17 protein-coding genes and 1 pseudogene are annotated in these 19,685 nt (G+C 61.5%); 15 read left to right on the top strand and 3 right to left on the bottom strand.

Translation table 11 applies throughout. From position 1 onward, the window contains the following. Positions 1–10: 10 nt before the first annotated feature. From AB8A33_RS15120 to AB8A33_RS15100, 5 genes are read left to right on the top strand one after another with little or no spacing between them, the layout of a single operon-like run. Positions 11–2,461, top strand: coding sequence for a TonB-dependent receptor (locus AB8A33_RS15120; RefSeq protein WP_439093484.1), 2,451 nt, complete (start codon positions 11–13; stop codon positions 2,459–2,461). A gap of 3 nt (positions 2,462–2,464) precedes the next feature. Next, positions 2,465–3,154 (top strand): Fe2+-dependent dioxygenase, encoded by a 690-nt coding sequence (locus tag AB8A33_RS15115; RefSeq protein ID WP_439093483.1) that lies wholly within the window; start codon positions 2,465–2,467, stop codon positions 3,152–3,154. 2 nt (positions 3,155–3,156) lie between these two features. Continuing rightward, complete coding sequence (gene exbB / locus AB8A33_RS15110) at positions 3,157–4,086, top strand: tonB-system energizer ExbB (protein ID WP_439093482.1); 930 nt, start codon at positions 3,157–3,159, stop codon at positions 4,084–4,086. A gap of 2 nt (positions 4,087–4,088) precedes the next feature. Next, entirely contained in the window at positions 4,089–4,571 is a 483-nt protein-coding gene (gene exbD / locus AB8A33_RS15105) for a TonB system transport protein ExbD (protein ID WP_116660297.1), read from the top strand. A gap of 15 nt (positions 4,572–4,586) precedes the next feature. Then, complete coding sequence (locus AB8A33_RS15100) at positions 4,587–5,375, top strand: energy transducer TonB family protein (protein WP_439093481.1); 789 nt, start codon at positions 4,587–4,589, stop codon at positions 5,373–5,375. A 12-nt stretch (positions 5,376–5,387) separates the two neighbouring features. On the opposite strand, the gene AB8A33_RS15095 is transcribed toward AB8A33_RS15100, so the two are convergent. The 3 genes from AB8A33_RS15095 to AB8A33_RS15085 form a co-directional block, all read right to left on the bottom strand. Next, positions 5,388–6,134 carry an SDR family oxidoreductase gene (locus AB8A33_RS15095; protein ID WP_120291084.1) on the bottom strand — a complete coding sequence of 249 codons (747 nt, stop codon included), beginning with the start codon at positions 6,132–6,134 and terminating at the stop codon, positions 5,388–5,390. A 16-nt stretch (positions 6,135–6,150) separates the two neighbouring features. Further along, positions 6,151–6,885, bottom strand: coding sequence for an SDR family oxidoreductase (locus AB8A33_RS15090; protein ID WP_439093480.1), 735 nt, complete (start codon positions 6,883–6,885; stop codon positions 6,151–6,153). Positions 6,886–7,005: 120 nt separating this feature from the next. Continuing rightward, complete coding sequence (locus tag AB8A33_RS15085) at positions 7,006–8,844, bottom strand: IlvD/Edd family dehydratase (protein WP_439093479.1); 1,839 nt, start codon at positions 8,842–8,844, stop codon at positions 7,006–7,008. Between the two features lie 234 nt (positions 8,845–9,078). Between AB8A33_RS15085 and AB8A33_RS15080 the strand changes: the two genes are divergently transcribed. The 10 genes and pseudogenes from AB8A33_RS15080 to AB8A33_RS15035 all read left to right on the top strand — a co-directional run bounded on the left by AB8A33_RS15080 (position 9,079) and on the right by AB8A33_RS15035 (position 19,621). After that, positions 9,079–10,146 (top strand): ABC transporter ATP-binding protein, encoded by a 1,068-nt coding sequence (locus AB8A33_RS15080; RefSeq protein ID WP_068730629.1) that lies wholly within the window; start codon positions 9,079–9,081, stop codon positions 10,144–10,146. Positions 10,147–10,219: 73 nt separating this feature from the next. After that, positions 10,220–11,545, top strand: coding sequence for an ABC transporter substrate-binding protein (locus tag AB8A33_RS15075; protein WP_439093478.1), 1,326 nt, complete (start codon positions 10,220–10,222; stop codon positions 11,543–11,545). Between the two features lie 98 nt (positions 11,546–11,643). Next, the gene (locus AB8A33_RS15070) at positions 11,644–12,057 is read left to right on the top strand and encodes a RidA family protein (protein ID WP_439093477.1); all 414 of its coding nucleotides are present in this window, start codon (positions 11,644–11,646) and stop codon (positions 12,055–12,057) included. Positions 12,058–12,127: 70 nt separating this feature from the next. After that, positions 12,128–13,087, top strand: a complete 960-nt coding sequence (locus AB8A33_RS15065; protein ID WP_439093476.1) for a carbohydrate ABC transporter permease — start codon at positions 12,128–12,130, stop codon at positions 13,085–13,087. 8 nt (positions 13,088–13,095) lie between these two features. Then, positions 13,096–14,016 carry a carbohydrate ABC transporter permease gene (locus AB8A33_RS15060; RefSeq protein WP_439093475.1) on the top strand — a complete coding sequence of 307 codons (921 nt, stop codon included), beginning with the start codon at positions 13,096–13,098 and terminating at the stop codon, positions 14,014–14,016. Positions 14,017–14,171: 155 nt separating this feature from the next. Beyond that, on the top strand, positions 14,172–15,158 hold the full coding sequence (gene denD, locus AB8A33_RS15055) for a D-erythronate dehydrogenase (RefSeq protein ID WP_439093474.1): 987 nt from the start codon (positions 14,172–14,174) through the stop codon (positions 15,156–15,158). A 217-nt stretch (positions 15,159–15,375) separates the two neighbouring features. Then, positions 15,376–16,599, top strand: a complete 1,224-nt coding sequence (locus AB8A33_RS15050; RefSeq protein ID WP_439093473.1) for a CaiB/BaiF CoA transferase family protein — start codon at positions 15,376–15,378, stop codon at positions 16,597–16,599. A 36-nt stretch (positions 16,600–16,635) separates the two neighbouring features. Then, positions 16,636–16,833 (top strand): annotated as a pseudogene (locus AB8A33_RS15045) (bifunctional 4-hydroxy-2-oxoglutarate aldolase/2-dehydro-3-deoxy-phosphogluconate aldolase); the annotation flags it as partial. Positions 16,834–16,882: 49 nt separating this feature from the next. Continuing rightward, on the top strand, positions 16,883–18,052 hold the full coding sequence (locus AB8A33_RS15040; protein ID WP_439093472.1) for an acetyl-CoA acetyltransferase: 1,170 nt from the start codon (positions 16,883–16,885) through the stop codon (positions 18,050–18,052). Positions 18,053–18,067: 15 nt separating this feature from the next. Then, complete coding sequence (locus AB8A33_RS15035) at positions 18,068–19,621, top strand: AMP-binding protein (RefSeq protein WP_439093471.1); 1,554 nt, start codon at positions 18,068–18,070, stop codon at positions 19,619–19,621. Positions 19,622–19,685 lie beyond the last annotated feature (64 nt).

Raw genomic sequence — 19,685 nt, 5'->3', positions numbered from 1 at the left:
GGGGAATTCGATGGGTACGGCGAAAATGCCGCGATCTTTGCGTGCTGTTTCTGAGGTTCGGGCCGGCGAGGGCGCCGATCCGTATTCTGGCCGCAAAGCGACGGCGGTTGCAGGTCTTATCGCGGTCGCGTCATTCAGTGGTGCCGAAGCGCAGCAATCCTCCACCCTTCCGCCGGTTACAGTGGATGCCCCGGTTGCTCGGCCCCGGCCGGCGGCATCGAAGCCAACTCCGGACCAGATTCGCGCGCGCACCGCGCTCCGCCGCGCCGCCCGCCGGGCTCAACCGGTGCCAGTCGCGCCCGTGCCGTTTCCGAATGCCGGTGGACTAGCCGCCGATCCTTATGCTGATCCCTCCGCGCCTTATAAAGGGGACCGGCTTGCGGGCGGCAAATTCACCGAGAAGCTGTTGGATACGCCGCGCACCGTCACGGTGCTCACCAGGGAAGTTCTCGAGGACAAGAACGCGACATCGCTGCGCGATGCCGTCCGTTCGACAGCCGGCGTGACGCTCGGCACCGGTGAGGGCGGCAACGCTTTCGGTGACCGCTTCTTCATTCGCGGCTTTGATGCCCGCAACGACGTGTTCGTCGATGGTATCCGCGATCCCGCCGTCAGCATCCGCGAAAACTTCTTCACCGAACAGGTCGAGATTCTGCGCGGCCCGGCATCGTCCTTCGCCGGACGTGGCACTGCTGGCGGTGCGATCAACATCGTTACCAAACAGGCAGGCGACAAGAATTTCACCAATATCGATACCGCCTTCGGCACCGATGCCACCAAGCGTGTGACCATCGACGCCAATCAGGTGCTGAGCCCGACGGTCTCGGTGCGCGCTGGCGGCTTGTTCCAGGATGCCAAGGTCGCAGGCCGCGACGTCACCACTGATGATCGCTGGGGCGGCTTCGCAGCCATCAAGTGGACGCCAGTCGACGCCGTGAAGGTGACGGCCAACTACATTCACACCGACCTCAATTCGATCCCGGATTTCGGCATTCCGTGGGACCGCGCGGCCAACCAGCCATCAACGGAAACCGGCATCGCGAACCGCAACAACTACTATGGCTTCGCCAATCGCGACTTCCAGCATGCACGTCAGGATATCGGCTCGCTGAACACGGAAGTGGCGCTGACGCCGGACGTCACCTTCAGCAACAAGATGCGGCTCGAGCGTTCGACTCTGGCCTATGTCGGCACTCTGCCGGAGGCGCCCCGCGTCGGCATTCCCGGCTACGTCTCCGACGCTGCCGGCGGCTTCGGCCTGGTGCAGCTCAACGCCGTCAGCCGCTATCAGACCACGGACACGATCGCCAACCAGTCGGACTTCAAGTTCAAGTTCGACACCGGCCCGATCAGGCACACGACAATCGTCGGCGCCGAAATCTCGCGTGAGAAGGTCGACATCGACACCTTCACGGGCCTGACGACGGAGTCGCTGCCGGGCGGCAGCACGAGCATCGGCTCGGTGATCGTTCCGATCAATAATCCCAATCTGACCTATTCGGCTTTTGCGCAGCCCACGCGCGCCAACAATCCAACGGTGATCAAGGTCGACACCAATGCGGGCTACGCCATCAACACGGCGAACTACAACGACATCGTCTATCTGAACACCGGCATCCGCTACGACGATTACAGCGTCAGCGCGGGCAAGCCGTTTGCGACCACCACCACGTTCCCGCAGAAGGCCGATAGCGGCAATGTAAACTGGAATGTCGGCCTGACGTTGAAGCCGCTGCCCTATGGCAGTGTCTATGCAGCCTATGCCACGTCGACCAATCCGGTCGGCGCCGAACTGGATGGCACCGACGCACGCTATGGCGGCTTCAATCTTACGGGCGCCTATAATCAGGTGTTCGCGCCAGAGAAAAACAAGTCGGCGGAAGTCGGCACCAAGTGGGAGCTGTTCGATCGCCATTTGTTGCTGACAGGCGCCCTGTTCGAGACCACCAAGAGCAATGCGCGGGAGCAACTGACCGTCGCTGGCGCCACGCAGGTGGTAGCTGGCGCGTCATACAGGATCCGCGGCATCGATCTCGGCGTCGCCGGCAAGATCACCGATCGCTGGAGCGTATTCGGCGGTCTGGTTCTGATGGAATCCAAGGTGCTGAACTCGGCAACTCCGGCCTTTATCGGGCGCGATCTCGCCAACATCGCCCATCAGTCGTTCAACCTTATGACCAAGTACAAGTTCGACTACGGCTGGGAGCTGGGCGGGCAGGCGACCTATCAGTCGCAGCGCACCGGCGGCATTCTGTACACGACCACCACGACGGTCCTGCCGGAATTCTGGCGCTTCGACATGTTCGTCGAGAAGAAGATCGACCAGAACATCACGCTCAAGCTGTTCGTCAACAACCTGACCAACAAGCTCTACTATGACGGTTTCTACAACAGTGCTGCACCGTTCGTGCTGGTGGCGCCGGGCCGGTCGGGAACACTTGTTCTCAGCGGGAAGTTCTAGGGGATGCTGATCTGCATCCCTGATGTCTTGAGCAAAAGCGATGTGGCGGAGTTCCGCCGCATCATGGATGCGGCCGGTTGGGAGGACGGTCGCTCGACGGCTGGTGCGCAATCGGCTCTGGTCAAACGAAATGAGCAACTGCCGCCGGACAGCGACGTGGCCCGCGCGCTCGGCAACCGGATCATCTCGGCACTGACGTCGAACCCGCGGTTTCTGTCTGCGGCAATCCCGCTGCAGATATTCCCGCCGCTGTTCAATCGTTACGTCGCATCAGACGGGCATCACTTCGGCGTGCACGTCGACAATGCGGTACGCGGCGATCATCTCACCGGCATGCGTATCCGCACTGATATGTCGGTGACACTGTTCCTCTCCGAGCCCGAGGAATATGAGGGCGGTGAGCTTGTTATTGAAGACAATTACGGCTCGCACGAGGTGAAGCTGCCGGCCGGCCACCTCGTACTTTATCCTGCTTCCAGCTTGCACCTTGTAACGCCTCTAAGGGCAGGTATGCGCGTAGCGTCTTTTTTCTGGCTACAGAGCATGATACGTGATGCTCATGCGCGCAGCATGATCTTCGATCTCGACAGCGCGATTCAGAGCCTAGTTGAACGTCTCGGAAGAGACGACCCAGAAACGGTCAAATTGACGGGCATCTATCATAATCTCATCCGCTACTGGGCCGAGGTATAAGCTTGTTTAGAACTGTTCTTAAGTCGCTGGCTGTGCTGGCAGTGGTCGCGTTTGCTTCGCCAATCATTGCGCAGCAGGCTGCAAAGCCCGTGGCGCCAGCAGTTACTCAGGCAGCTCCCGTTGCGGCGCCGGCCCCGGTAGCTGCTCAGCCGAGCAGCCCAGTGGCGAACCCGGCCGCTTCGGCAGCTCTTGCTAGTCCGGTGACAGAGGCCGCGCCCCGGCCGATGGCCGCGACTGGTGAGCACGATCTGTCGCCCTGGAAAATGTTCATGGGCGCCGACATCATCGTCAAGGCGGTGATGGTGGGTCTGGCTTTCGCGTCGGTCGTCACCTGGACGGTCGGCATCTTCAAGATGATGGAACTGAGCTGGGCCATGCGTCGCCTGAAGGGCGCGCTCCGCAAGATCGGTGAATCGCGTTCGCTGTCCGAAGCGCAGATGGCGCTCGGCGATCGCGGGACGATCCTGTCGCGCCTGTTGGCGGCGGCGATGCGGGAAGGGCGGATGTCTGCCGGGATTTCGAGCGATGAAGGCATCAAGGAGCGCGCCGCGTCGAGCTTCGGCGAAATCGTTCGTGCTGAAGGTCGCAAGGTACGCACCGGCATGGGCATCCTCGCGACTATTGGCGCAACGTCGCCGTTCGTCGGACTATTCGGCACCGTCTGGGGCATCATGAACAGCTTCATCGGCATCTCGAAGTCGCAGACCACGAATCTCGCCGTCGTCGCGCCCGGCATCGCCGAAGCACTGCTGGCGACCGCTATCGGCCTCGTCGCGGCGATTCCTGCGGTTATCATCTACAATCACTTCTCGCGCGTGACGAAGGCCTACATGGAAATCGTCGGCCGTGCGCAGGGCGCCGCCGGTCGTCTGCTGTCACGCGATCTTGATCGCACGCATTCGAGTTCACACGCACGCGCAGCGGCTGAATAATCATGGGTATGTCGCTTTCCGAAGGTGCAGACGACGATGATGATTTCGGTGAAAATCACGAAATCAACGTCACGCCCTTCATCGACGTCATTCTGGTTCTGCTGATCATTTTCATGGTGGCCGCGCCGCTCTCGACGGTGGATCTGCCGATCAATCTGCCGAGCTCGACGGTCACGCCGCAGAAGAAGCCGGACAAGCCGACCTATGTAAGCATCAAGCCGGATCTCGCGGTCGCGATCGGCGAGAACATGGTCAAGCGCGTCGATCTGGTGCGTCAGCTCGATGCGATGGGCGATGGCAACAAGGATCGGCCGATCTTCCTGCGCGTCGATCGCGCGGTTCCCTATGGTGAATTCTTCGATGTGATGGAACGGCTGCGTGCCGGTGGCTATCAGAAGACCAAGCTTGTTGCACTGGAAGGTGTTCCGGATGCCGCTGCGGCATCGCCGGCACCGACCGCTGCACCTGACGCGCCGAAGCCCTGACGTTACGGAAGCGCTATGTCCGAGCTCGATAGAAAGTCGTCCTGGCGACTGTGGCTGATCGCGGCGCTTGTCGCCGTGCTGCTGCATGTCGGCGGCATCGCTGCGGCCGTGTTCGAGATGCAGCAGGAAGAGGACGACGACGGCCTTGGCGCCAATGCCATCGAAGTCGGGATGGAAATGGTGTCACCCGACGTCGAGCCGACCGATCTTCCGCAGGGCCCGGATTCGGAGGCTTCGACCGCATCTCCGGCGGTTCAGGAGCAGAAGGCTGTCGAGAAGCAGAGCGATCTCCTCAAGGAGACGCCGCACGAGAGCGAAGAACCCGATCAGGTCGTGACCGAGAGCAAGGCGACCAAGCGGGAAGAAGAGACACCCGAAAAGGCGCAAAAGCAGCAGCAGGCGTCGCAGGAATCCGTCGCGTCGGAAGCCGCCGCACAGCAGAAGCTCGATGATTCCAAGACCGGCGAGAAAGCGCAGGCGCAGCAGGGCGGCATCGGCACCGACAAGAAGCGCCTATCGACAATCTGGTCCAAGCAGCTCAGCGCCTATCTCGAAAAGAACAAGCGCTATCCGCAGGAGCGCCAGCAGAAGACGGCCGAAGTGACGGTGAATTTCGAGATCGACCGCGTCGGCAAGGTCCTGGCTGTGCGCGTGGTGAAGGGCTCCGGCGACGCCGCATTCGACGAAGCCGCGGTTGCCATGGTCCGCCGCTCAGACCCGCTGCCGGCGCCGCCGCCGTTGATTGCCGACGACGGCCTCAGCTTCACCGTGCCCGTGATCTTCCGCGTCAAGGGCAAGGGCTGACGAGAAGGGCGACTAGTAAGTCGCTCGCCCGCCTGAAATATCGAACACCGCGCCGGTCGAGAAGGCGCAGTCTTCCGAGGCCAGCCAGGCAGCCATCGCGGCCAGTTCCTGCACCAGTACGAAACGTCCTTTTGGAATCTTCGACAGCATGAAGTTGATGTGCTGTTCCGTCATCTGGTCGAAAATCGCAGTCTTCGCGGCAGCAGGCGTGATGGCATTGACGTTGATCTCGTGGCCGGCCAGTTCCTTGCCGAGCGACTTGGTCAGCGCGATCAGGCCGGCCTTCGATGCCGAATAGTGCGAGGCGTTCGGATTGCCTTCCTTGCCGGCGATCGAGGCGATGTTGACGATGCGGCCGTAATTTTGCTTCAGCATCACGGGGACGACAGCCTTGCAGCACAGGAACGGGCCGTCGAGATTGATGCGCATCACCTTGCGCCAATCGTCGTAATCGATCTCCCATACCGGCTTGTTGAATCCGGTGATGCCGGCATTGTTGACCAGGATATCGATCTTGCCGAACTCTTGAAGCGTCGCATCGCGAGCTTCATCAATTGAAGCCACGTCGGTGACGTCGACTTTGAGGGCGATCACTTCGTCGCCGATTTCGCTCGCCGTTCTTACGGCCAGGTCAATGTCCTGATCCCAGATCGCCACCTTGGCGCCGGAAGCGACGAAACGTTCGGTGATCGCGCGGCCAAAGCCCTGGGCGCCGCCCGTGACAACGGCGCAGCGGCCGTTCAGATCGATCTTGTTCATGATGCGATGTCCTCGGTTACAGCGTCCAGCCGCCGTCGATGATGTGCGCGACGCCGGTGGTGAAGGCGCTCTCGTCGCTGGCGAGATAGACGGCGAGGGATGCGATCTCCTCGGCAGTCCCGAGGCGGCCCATCGGCTGCCGGCTGACGAACAGCTCGCGGCCCTGCGGGCCTGCGGCCGCGGCACGGTCGAGCATCGACGGCGTTTCGATCGTGCCGGGGCAGATCGCATTGCAGCGAATGCCTTTGGTGATGTAGTCGACAGCCACAGCACGGGTGAGGGCGGCGACGGCGGCTTTGGTTGCGCCGTAGACGTAGCGGTTCGGCGCTGCCTTGAAGACACCAGCGGCCGAGGAGATATTGATGATCGCACCATTGCCGCGCGCGAGCATGCCGGGCAGGAACGCACGGATGGTCCGGTGCATCGATTTGACGTTCAGGTCGAACGAGAATTCCCAGTCGGAATCGGAGCATTCCAGTGCTGCGCCGTGATGCACGAAGCCGGCAGCGTTGAGCAGGATGTCGATATCGCCGACTTTCTTAGCCATCGCTTCGACGGCAGCCGTGTCGCGCACGTCGAGCCGCGCGGTCTCGGCGATACCATCTTTAGTCAGCAGCGCCACGCCCTTGTCGTCGATATCGGTGGCGAACACCGTCGCCCCTTCGCGCGCAAAGGCCAGTGCACAGGCGCGGCCGATCCCGACGGCGCCGGCGGTGACGAAGGCGCGTTTGCCTTTCAATCGGTCAGACATGTGAAAACTCCCTGAGACGTTTTTGTTCTGGACGTCATACGCGGGCTTGACCCGCGTATCCATCTTGCTGCGAAGGAAGTTGGACTGCCGGGTCAAGCCCGGCAATGACGCCGTTGGCTGCTAGTGATTATGCCGCGCCGTTCCGACCTTGCCGGCGATATCTTGATAGCGCGTGGCAAGTTCGAGACAGGCACCAGTGGCTTGCTGGCCGACGGTGTTGCGATAGAGCTCCTGCCACGGCGTCTGGTTGACGGGATATTTGAATCCGCCATTGGCCATCAGTTCGGCGCGACGTCGCTTCAGCTCTTCGTCGGAGATCAGGATATTCGCGCTGCCCTTGTTGAGATCGATGCGCACCTTGTCGCCCGTTTTCAGGATTGCGAGGCCGCCATTGGCCGCAGCTTCAGGCGTCGCGTTGAGGATCGACGGCGAGCCCGACGTGCCGGATTGCCGGCCATCGCCGATGCATGGAAGTGAGTGGATGCCGCGCTTGATGAGTGCTGCCGGTGGCTGCATGTTCACGACTTCCGCGCCGCCCGGATAGCCGATCGGTCCGGTGCCGCGGACGAACAGGATGCAGTGCTCATCGATATTGAGCGAGGCGTCGTCGATGCGGTCGTGGTAATCCTCCGGCCCCTCGAACACGATGGCGCGGCCTTCGAACGCATTCGGATCCTTCGGATTGATCAGATAGCGATCGCGGAATTCCTTGGAAATCACCGAGGTCTTCATGATCGCGCTGTCGAACAGGTTGCCGCGTAGCACCAGGAAGCCGGCATCCTTCACCAGCGGCTTGTCGTAGGACCAGATCACATCGTTGTCTGGCAGTGGCGATTTGGCGCAATTCTCGCCCATTGGGCGGCCGTTCACCGTGATCGCATCCTCGTGGATGCGCTTGTGCTTCATCAGCTCGCGCACCACCGAGGGCACACCACCGGCGCGGTGATATTCCTCGCCGAGATAGAAGCCGGCCGGTTGCATGTTGACCAGCAGCGGTACGTCGTGGCCGAATTTCTGCCAGTCGTCGATATCAAGCTCGACGCCGATATGGCGCGCCAGCGCGTTGATATGGATCGGCGCGTTGGTCGAGCCGCCAATGGCAGAATTGACCACGATGCAGTTCTCGAACGCCTTGCGGGTCAGAATGTCCGACGGCTTGAGGTCCTCCCACACCATGTCGACGATGCGGCTGCCGGTCTCGTAGGCAATCTGGCCGCGCTCGCGATAGGGCGCGGGGATGGCCGCACAGCCGGGCAGGGACATGCCGAGCGCTTCGGCCAGCGAATTCATCGTCGAGGCCGTGCCCATTGTGTTGCAATGGCCGACCGACGGTGCGGACGATGCCACCAGCGTCATGAATTCTTCGTAGTCGATCTCGCCAGCGGCAAGTCGCTCGCGCGATTTCCACACCACGGTGCCGGAGCCTGTACGCTGGCCTTCGTGCCAACCATTCAGCATAGGTCCACCCGACAAGACGATAGCGGGCAAGTTCACGGTAGCCGCAGCCATCAGGCAGGCGGGAGTCGTCTTGTCGCAGCCGGTCGTGAGGACGACGCCATCGAGCGGGTAGCCGAACAGGATTTCCACAAGGCCGAGATAAGCGAGATTGCGATCAAGCGCCGCAGTCGGCCGCTTCCCGGTCTCCTGAATCGGATGTACCGGGAATTCCATCACCAGACCGCCAGCGGCGGTAATGCCTTCGCGCACGCGCTTGGCGAGTTCGAGATGATGGCGATTACAGGGCGACAGGTCGTTGCCGGTCTGCGCAATGCCGATGATCGGTTTGCCGGACTGCAATTCGTGACGCGTCAGGCCATAGTTCAGATAGCGCTCAAGATAGAGTGCAGTCATTCCGGGATTGTGGGGATCGTTGAACCATTCGCTCGAACGAAGTTTGCGCTTGGTTGCCTTTGCAGGCGAGGTCCCCGCAGTCGGCGTGGACGAAGTCGGCTTGGTCATCATTTCTCCCGCAGCGCACACTTTATATCTTGGTGCGTCGTCTCTTTTGGTTGGTCACGAATGTTTGCACGCCATTGGTCGCTTCGCAATGTTTGCATCTGCGAAGTTTTTCTACGACTATGATCCAACGACACACCGCCGGAAAAGCTGGTAGGATGTCAGACAAGTAAGAACAGGCGGCCCCGGCAATCGGAGGGCGCTGTCTCGAAAATGGGACATTTGGGAGGGAAATGTATGGCGTCCGTGCAGATTCACGACGTGCGTAAGTCTTTTGGCGGTTTTGAGGTTCTCCACGGCGTATCGGTCCCCATCGAGGATGGCCAATTCGTGGTTCTGGTTGGGCCATCCGGCTGCGGAAAATCCACATTGCTGCGCATGTTGGCAGGCTTGGAGAAGATCACTTCCGGCACGATTTCGATCGGCGACCGCGTGGTCAATGATGTCCAGCCGAAAGAGCGCGACATCGCCATGGTGTTCCAGAACTATGCGCTTTATCCGCATATGACGGTTGCCCAGAATATGGGCTTTTCGCTCAAGCTGCGCGGGGCCGACAAAAGCGAGATCGATCAGAAGGTCAATCGCGCCGCAGATATTCTCGATTTGAGGCGGTTGCTCGAGCGCTTTCCCCGGCAGTTGTCGGGTGGTCAGCGCCAGCGCGTCGCCATGGGCCGCGCCATCGTTCGCGATCCGCAGGTCTTCCTGTTCGATGAGCCGCTGTCGAATCTCGATGCCAAGCTGCGCGTCGCCATGCGCGCGGAGATCAAGGAGCTGCATCAGCGCCTGAAGACAACGACGGTCTATGTGACCCATGACCAGATCGAAGCCATGACCATGGCCGACAAGATTGTGGTGATGCAGGACGGCATTGTGGAGCAGATGGGCGCACCATTGGAACTCTACGATCGTCCCGAGAACAAGTTCGTTGCCGGCTTTATCGGTTCGCCAGCGATGAATTTTCTCGAAGGCACGCTGAAGGTGAATGGTGGCCAGCCTTGGGTCGAGACCGCCAACGGCGCGAAGCTGCCGATCACGGCGGCGCCGGCCGCAGCCAACGACAAGTCGGTGACTTACGGCATTCGCCCCGAGCATCTCGAATTCGCCGATGACGGTATCGAGGCCGAGGTCGTGGTGGTCGAGCCGATGGGGTCGGAAACTCAAGTCGTCGCACGTATCGGCACCCAGGACATCATCGCGATCTTCCGTGATCGGCGTCCGGTCGCACCGGGCGACAAGATTCATCTGAGGCCGCGCGCAAATTCGGCACATCTGTTCGACAAGGAGACCGGCAAGCGCGTCAACTGACGCGCTTTTGCGCCACATCAATTTTAAAACATTGGTCGATCAACGAACCAATATTACAGGGAGAAGACGAAAGATGACTGGATTTACACCGGATCGCCGATCTCTGCTCAAGGGCGGCGCGATTACGCTGGCTGCCGCAGCGACTATGTCCGCGGATCAACTGCTCGGCTACGCCAAGGCCTGGGCGCAGGCTTCGCAGTGGAAGCCGGAGCCCGGCGCCAAGATCAACATGATGCGCTGGAAGCGCTTTGTCGAAGCCGAAGACGTCGCCTTCATGAAGATCGTCGATGCCTTCCAGAAGGCCACCGGCGTCACCATCACCATCTCCAACGAATCTTATGACGACCTGCAGCCCAAGGCCTCGGTCGCGGCCAATACAGGGCAGGGCCTCGATATGGTCTGGGGTCTGTACTCACTGCCGTTCCTGTTTCCCAGTAAGTGCCTCGACGTCACCGACGTTGCCGACTATCTCGGCAAGAAGAATGGCGGCTGGGCGGAGTCCGGCAAGAAGTACGGCATGCTCGGCAACAAGTGGATCGGCGTTCCCGTCGCCGCGACCGGCGGCCTGGTCAACTACCGTGTCGCCGCTGCAGAAAAGGCCGGCCACAAGACCTTCCCCAAGGATCTCGGCGGCATGCTGGATCTGTTCAAGGGCATGAACAAGAACGGCACGCCGGGCGGCATGGCGCTTGGCCACGCTTCGGGCGATGCCAACGGCTGGGTGCACTGGGCGCTCTGGGCCCATGGCGGCAAGCTGATCGACAAGAACAGCAAGGTCACCATCAACTCGCCGGAAACCGCCAAGTCGCTGGAATACGTCAAGTCGCTCTATGACAACTTCATTCCCGGCACTGCGTCCTGGAATGACTCGTCCAACAACAAGGCGTTTGTCGCCGGTCAGCTGCATCTGACCACCAACGGCATCTCGATCTACGTGACTGCGAAGAAGGAGGCCCCGGCGATTGCCGAGGACATGAACCACGCCCATCTTCCCGCCGGACTCGACGGCAAGACCCGCGAGCTGCATCTCGGTTTCCCGATCCTGATCTTCTCTTTCACCAAGTTCCCGCAGGCCTGCAAGGCGTTCACCGCGTTCCTGATGGAGCCTGAGCAGTTCAACCCTTGGGTCGAGGCGGCGCAGGGCTATCTGTCGCCGTTCCTCAACGACTACCAGAAGAATCCAATCTGGACGGTGGATCCGAAGAATACGCCGTACCGCGACGTGGCCACTACCGCTACCACACCGGCAGGCGACGCCGAGATGAGCGAAAACGCATCGGCGGCGATTGCCGACTTCGTGGTCGTCGATATGTACGCCAATTACTGCACGGGCCGCGAGGACGTGAAGACCGCGATGTCGTCTGCCGAGCGCGCGGCGAAGCGCATCTTCCGCGGCTGAGGACGACCTTGCCGGCGCGGAGCGACCCGCGCCGGCAACTCTCCGGAGCAGCCGTGACTTTCGTATCACAAATGGCTGCCTGAACGATGGGAATGGGAATGCCAGAGATCGACTACAAGACAGTTCTTCCTGAAGGCTGGGTACGGCCGCGCGGTTTCGCGCATGCGGTGGTGGCGGGCGGCACGCGGAGCGTCCGTATCTCCGGCCAACTCGGCAAGCAGAACGGGCAGGGCGAGGTCGCTGCGGCTTCCGATTTCGGGACGCAGTGGCGCTATGCGATGGAGAATCTCGTCACCGTGCTGAAGGCAGCTGGCGGCGACCCCGAACAGATCGTGATGCTGCGCGCCTATGTCACCGACATCGACGCATTCAAGACGTCCGGTGCCGCCATCGGCGAGGCTTGGGGCGCGACGCTCGGCAAGCATTTTCCAGCGATGACGCTGGTTCAGGTCTCCGCCCTCATCGATCCGCACGCACGTGTTGAGATCGAGGGCGAAGCGATCCTGCCGTAACCGGATAGTGACGCATGACTGACCGCACGACATCAGACCGAAGCCGACATCCGACCGGAGCTATCTTGCGATGACCACGATCCAGACATCGATGCCGGGGGCAGGGAAAGTGATCCCCAAATCCTCGGCCTGGGACCGACTGCGGATTAACCGCAACTGGCTCGCCATATGGTTCATGTTGCCGGCAGCGGCTTTCCTGATTTTGTTTCTCGCTTATCCGCTGTTTCTCGGCGTCTGGATGAGCTTCACCGACGACCGCATCGGTCGCGGCGGCGTCTTCGTCGGTCTCGAGAACTATGAGTGGCTGCGCGACGATTCCATCTTCTGGCTCTCGGTGTTCAACACGCTGCTCTATACGATCGTCGCCTCGGCCATCAAATTCGCCGTCGGTCTCTATCTCGCGCTGCTGCTGAACCGGCACATGCCGTTCAAGGCACTGATCCGCGCCGCTGTGCTGATCCCCTTCATCGTGCCCACGGTACTGTCGGCTATCGCGTTCTGGTGGATCTACGACTCGCAGTTCTCGATCATCTCGTGGTCGCTGATCAAAATGGGCCTCATCAGTCACAACATCAACTTCCTCGGCGACAGCAACTGGGCGCGCGGTAGCGTGATCTTTGCCAATATCTGGCGCGGCGTGCCGTTCGTGGCGATCACGCTGCTCGCCGGCCTGCAGACGGTGTCGCCGTCGCTCTATGAAGCCGCGACGCTGGACGGCGCGACCTCATGGCAGCGATTCCGCTTCATCACCTATCCGCTGCTGACACCGATCATCGCGGTCGTGATGACCTTCTCGGTGCTGTTTACGTTTACCGACTTCCAGCTGATCTGGGCGCTGACCCGCGGCGGCCCGGTGAACGCGACGCATCTGATGGCGACGCTGAGCTATCAGCGCGGCATTCTCTCTGGCCGGCTGGGCGAGGGCGCCGCCATCGCCACCGCCATGATCCCATTCCTTCTGGCAGCCATCGCCATTTCCTGGTTCGGCATGCAACGCCGCAAGTGGCAGCAAGGCACCGATAATGATTGAGGCCACCAATGACTGATCACACCGTAGACAACGCGCGCGTCGCTGCCGCGCCGACCGTCGAAAAAGACGACCACAACGAGGGCATGACTTATCTGGAGTCGCTGCCCAGTCGCATCGTCACGCTCTATCTCCCGCTGTTCATCATCGTCGTGATCCTGCTGTTTCCGTTCTACTGGATGGCGCTGACCTCCATTAAGCCGGACGAGCAACTGATCGACATGGAGCGGTTCAATCCGTTTTGGGTCATCAAGCCGACGCTGAAGCACATCAACAAGCTTCTGTTCGAGACCAACTATCCCCGCTGGCTCTGGAACACGATGTATGTGGCGGCGGCTGCCACGACTCTGTCGATTTTCGCATCTGTGCTCGCTGCCTATGCCATCGTGCGTCTGCGCTTCCGTGGCGCTGAGGTGGTGGGTGCCACGATCTTCATGGCTTATCTGGTGCCGCCCTCGATCCTGTTCATCCCGCTGGCCTCTGTCATCCAGGCCTATGGCCTGTTCGACTCGCCGCTGGCGTTGATCCTGATCTATCCGACGCTGCTGATTCCGTTCTCGACCTGGCTGCTGATGGGTTACTTCAAGACCATCCCGTTCGAGCTGGAAGAGTGCGCCCTGATCGACGGTGCCTCGCGTTGGCAGATCCTGGTCAAGATCATCCTTCCGCTGGCGGTGCCCGGGCTGATCTCGGCCTTCATCTTCTCGTTCACGCTGTGCTGGAACGAGTTCATCTATGCGCTCACATTCTTGCAATCGACGCAGAACAAGACGGTGCCGGTGGCCATCGTCAACGAATTCGTTGACGGCGACATCTATAAATGGGGCTCGCTGATGGCCGGCGCGCTGGTTGGCTCGCTGCCGCTGGTGATCCTGTATGCTTTCTTCGTCGAGCACTATGTGTCGGCGATGACGGGGGCGGTGAAGGAGTAGCATCCTCACGCTGTCATTCCGGGGCGAACGCGGCGCCAGCCGCGGGCGAACCCGGAATCCAGTAGTGTTGAACACATCGAGATTCCGGGGTCGCACGTCGCAAGAGCGACGCACGCCCCGGAATGACAGCCAAGATCAAGAAAAGGAAACCTCCCTTGCACATCCTCATTCTCGGCGCCGCCGGCATGGTTGGCCGCAAGCTCACCGACAAACTGGTTCGCGACGGCCGTCTCGGCAATCGCGACATCACCCGCATGACCCTGCAGGATGTGGTGGCGCCGGCGAAGCCTGCGGGCGCGTCGATCCCGATCGAACTGGTGACGTCGGACTTCGCCGATCCTAAAACCGCGCCGCCGCTGGTTGCCCACAAGCCTGACGTGATCTTCCATCTCGCCGCCATCGTCTCTGGCGAGGCTGAAGCCGATTTCGACAAGGGGTATCGTATCAATCTCGACGGCACCCGCTACCTGATCGACGCTATCCGGGCCATCGGCGGCGGCTACAAGCCGCGGCTGGTCTTCACTTCATCTATCGCGGTGTTCGGCGCGCCGTTCCCCGACAAGATCGGCGACGAATTCATTCACACACCGCTGACGTCCTACGGTACGCAAAAGTCGATCTGCGAAATGCTGATCGCCGACTATACCCGCAAGGGTCTCCTGGACGGCATTGGCATCCGCCTGCCGACCATCTGCGTCCGTCCGGGCGCACCTAACAAGGCCGCCTCCGGCTTCTTCTCCAACATCATCCGTGAGCCGCTGGCCGGCAAGGAAGCCATCCTGCCGGTGTCCGAGGATGTCCGCCACTGGCACGCGTCGCCGCGCTCGGCGGTGGGCTTCCTCGTCCACGCCGGCACCATGGACCTCGAAGCCATGGGCCCGCGGCGCAACCTCTCGATGCCCGGCATGTCGGTCACCGTCGGCGAACAGATCGCCGCACTGGATCGCGTCGCCGGCAAGAACGTCGTCGCCCGCATCAAGCGTGAGACCGATCCGGTCATCACTGGTATCGTGTCGGGCTGGCCGCGCGATTTCGACACCGCACGCGCGCTGAAGCTCGGCTTCACCACAGCCGAGAAAACCTTCGACGACATCATCCGGATTCATATCGAGGATGAACTCGGCGGCAAGTTCGTCGATTGAAGTCTTGAACGCTCTCCCGCCTCGCGACGCTTCGCTTCGACGGGCGGGGAGCGCTCGCCACGCACGCCAAGCCCGCTGCGAAGCCCACCGTTCCGCCCGCTGGAACGGGATAGCCCTCATGCTCACAAAGCAGTGCACGCGGGCTGATTTTCCTGTAAGCGCTCGCCTCACACGTTCACCGTGGCCGACGCGACGAACAATATAGCAGGAGGAATGCATGCCGGCTCTGCCGCTTTCGGGCATCAAGGTTATCGATATGACGCGGGTGCTTGCCGGCCCGATCGCCGGTCAGATGCTCGGCGATTTCGGCGCTGAGGTCATCAAGATCGAACGCCCTGGAACCGGCGACGATTCCCGCGCGTTCGGCCCTCCTTATCTGAACGACCCGGACGGTGGCAGGCACGACAATTCGTTCTATCTCTGCGCCAATCGGAACAAGAAGTCGGTCACGGTCAATGTGGCCAAGCCTGAAGGCCAGGAGATCATTCGCGAACTCGTCAAGACGGCCGACGTGTTGTTGGAAAACTACAAGGTCGGCGATCTCAAGCGGTATGGCCTCGACTACGATGCGATCAAAGCCATCAACCCGCGCATCATCTACTGCTCCGTGACGGGCTTCGGACAAACAGGTCCCTATGCCACGCGTGCCGGCTACGATGCGATCCTGCAGGCGATGGGCGGTCTCATGAGCGTCACCGGCCATCTCGACGGCGAGCCTGGCGAAGGCCCCATGAAGGTCGGTCCCTCGATCGTGGACTATATGACCGGCCTGAACGCCTCCATCGGCGTGATGTCGGCGCTCTATCACCGCGACGCTGGCGGCGGCGAGGGACAGCATGTCGATGCTTGTCTCTTCGATACGGTGATCGCCTCTTTGTCGCATTGGCTCCAACCCTATCTCATCAACGGCAAAGTCCCGCCGCGCCGCGGCACCTGGGGCAACGGCGGCATGCCTGCCGGCGTATTCCGTTGCACCGACGGCGAGGTGATGATCGTCAATGGCAATGACGGCCAGTTTCAGCGGACCTGCGAAGTGCTCGGAGAGCCTGACCTGGCCAAGGATCCACGCTTCCTGAAGAACAACGATCGCGTCCAACACGGCAAGGAGATCATGGCCATCTTCGCCGGTCTCTTCCTGAAGCAGCCCGTTGCCTACTGGCTCGAACGCCTGGAGGCCGTCGGCGTACCGTCCGGCCCGATCAACGACTTCGATCAGGTTTTTGCGGACCCTCATGTCCAGGCCCGCGGCATGCGTGTGCACACGAACCATCCTTTCGAGCCGGCGCTGTCGCTCGTCCGAAATCCGCTGATGTTCTCGGGCACGCCGGTCACCGAATATCGCGCGCCGCCGCTTCTTGGTTCGAATACGGACGAAATTCTGGCCACCATCGGCTACGACGGCGAACGGATCGACGCGCTCAGGAAAAAGGGTATCGTCTAGACCGGTCAGAGGTTTCGATGCGGATCGCCAGCATCGGCGGGACCGTTTCCGGATGTCAGGTTTTGTCCTACGGGCGGCGTCGGCGAGGCCAATGCGGCGAACTGGCTCAGCGAGCCGATGGTTCTGGCGGTCGGCGGGTCCTGGATCTGTCCGTCGTCGATGGTACGTTCCGGCGACTGGGCAGGCATAACGGCCATGTGCGCGCGAACCATGAAAACGCTGCAAGCGCAGTGAAGCCGGGCTATAACGGGCTCAATATTTGAAATCGATCAGGGAGACGACCATGACTGCCAGCATCGTTGGTTGGGCGCATATGCCCTTCGGAAAATTCGACGCCGAGACCGTCGAGAGCATGGTGGTTCGCGTCGCGACCGAGGCGATGGCCGATGCCGGCATCAGCGCCGCTGATGTCGATGAAATCGTGCTCGGCCATTTCAATGCCGGCTTCTCGCCGCAGGACTTTACCGCGTCGCTGGTGCTGCAGGCCGATCCCGCGCTGCGCTTCAAGCCCGCCACCCGCGTCGAGAATGCCTGCGCCACCGGTTCCGCCGCCGTGCATCAGGGCATCAAGTCGATTGCCGCCGGCGCTGCCAAGATTGTGCTCGTGGTCGGCGTCGAGCAGATGACCCGCACGCCGGGTCCCGAGATCGGCAAGAACCTGCTTCGCGCTTCCTATCTGCCTGAGGACGGCGAGACGCCTGCGGGCTTCGCCGGTGTGTTCGGCGGCATCGCGCAAAAATACTTCCAGAAATATGGCGACCAGTCCGACGCGCTGGCGATGATCGCCGCCAAGAACCACGCCAACGGCGTGCACAATCCCTATGCGCAGATGCGCAAGGATGTCGGCTTCGAATTCTGTCGTTCCGAAAGCGACAAGAACCCGTTCGTCGCGGGCCCCCTGAAGCGCACGGACTGCTCGCTGGTGTCCGACGGCGCCGCGGCATTGGTGCTGACGGATTCCGAGACCGCCAAGACCATGGGCAAAGCGGTCAACATCAAGGCCACCGGCCATGCGCAGGATTTCTTGCCGATGTCCAAGCGCGACATCCTTCAATTCGAGGGCTGCACGGTCGCCTGGCAGAAGGCGCTGAAGTCGGCGGGCGTCGAGCTCGGCGATCTCTCTTTCGTCGAGACCCATGACTGTTTCACCGTCGCCGAACTGATCGAATACGAAGCCATGGGCCTGACGCCGCGCGGGCAGGGCGCACGCGCCATCAAGGAAGGCTGGACCCAGAAGGACGGCAAGCTGCCGGTCAATCCATCCGGTGGTCTCAAGGCCAAGGGCCATCCGATCGGCGCCACCGGTGTGTCGATGCATGTGCTCAGCGCGATGCAATTGCTGGGTCAGACGCCCGAGGGCATGCAGATCAAAAATGCAAAACTCGCCGGCATCTTCAATATGGGCGGCGCCGCAGTGGCGAACTACGTCTCGATCCTCGAGCCGGCGAAGTAACGCGCGGGCGACGTCATGAATGTCGCACAATGGCTGGCATCGTCGGCGCGTCTGCATCCGCAGGCGCCGGCGCTGCTGACCGGCACCACGGTCCAGGCTGACTACGCCACATTCGCGCGCCGTGCCGCAGCGATTGGTGCGGGATTGATGCGCGATTACGGTATTCAGCCTGGCGACCGCGTCGCACTGTTCGCGTCAAACTGCACCGAATATCTTGAATGCATGTATGCGGTGTGGTGGATCGGCGCTGTGGCGATCCCCATCAATGCCAAGCTGCATGGTCGTGAGGCCGCATGGATTTGCGACAATGCTGGCGCGAGGTTGGCCTTTGTCGACGACGACAGCCGTGGCGCGCTTGTTCAGGTCGAGGAAGACCTGCCGACCGGCATGCAGATGCTGTCGATCGACAGCGAGACCTATCGCGAATTACAGCATGGCGAGCCGACGTCACAGGTGCCGTTGCCGCGCGAAGACAACGACCTCGCCTGGCTGTTCTACACCTCGGGCACCACCGGCCGGCCTAAAGGCGTGATGCTCAGCCACGGCAATCTGATGGCCATGTCCATGTGCTATCTTGCCGACGTCGATCAGGTCCATCAGCGGGATGCCATCCTCTATGCTGCGCCGATCTCGCATGGCGCCGGTCTCTACAATTTCATCCATATCCGCATGGGTGCGCGGCACGTCGTGCCCGAGAGCCAGGGTTTTGAGCCTGACGAAGTGCTCGATCTCGGCAAGCAACTCGGCGATGTCGCGATGTTTGCGGCACCCACCATGGTGCGCCGTCTGGTTGATGCGGCGAAGAAGCGCGGCGAGAGCGGCGAGGGCATCCGCACCATCGTCTATGGCGGCGGGCCGATGTATCTCGCCGACATCCGCGATGCCATCGCCACCATGGGGCAGCGCTTCGTGCAGATCTACGGCCAGGGTGAATCGCCGATGACGATCACCTCGCTGCCGCGCGCCTTCCACGCCGATACCGAACATCCGCGCTATCTCGAACGGCTGGCGTCGGTCGGCCCAGCACAGAGCGTGATGGAAGTGCGCATCACCGATGCCGACGGAAAGCCTTTGCCGGGTGGCGAAACCGGCGAGGTCGAGGCCAAGGGACCGGCCGTGATGCTCGGCTACTGGAACAATGACAAGGCCAATGCCGAGACGCTGAAACACGGCTGGCTCCGCACCGGTGACGTCGGGCGGCTCGACGAGGACGGCTTCCTCACGCTGTCCGACCGTTCCAAGGACGTCATCATTTCCGGCGGTACCAATATCTATCCGCGCGAAGTCGAGGAGGTGCTGCTGACACATCCCGCCGTGCGGGAAGTCTCGGCCATCGGCGTGCCCGAGCCCGACTGGGGCGAGGTCGTGGTGGCCTGTGTGGTGCTGGAGCCCGGCGCGTCGGCCGACGATGCAGCACTTGACGCGCATTGCCTCGCCAATATCGCCCGTTTCAAGCGCCCCAAGCGCTACGTCTATCTGGATGCGCTGCCGAAGAACAATTACGGCAAGGTGCTGAAGACCGAGCTGCGGGAGATGATGCGCGCTTCGGCGCCGGCGGGGGCCGGCTAGCTATTACCACTTTGACGCGTACCGGCTTCCCGCGCATACGGCTCCGCGTCTGGCGCCCTTGCGC

Source organism: Tardiphaga sp. 813_E8_N1_3, assembly GCF_051811025.1.
Lineage (GTDB): Bacteria > Pseudomonadota > Alphaproteobacteria > Rhizobiales > Xanthobacteraceae > Tardiphaga.
This window is presented reverse-complemented; position numbering and strand designations above follow the sequence as displayed.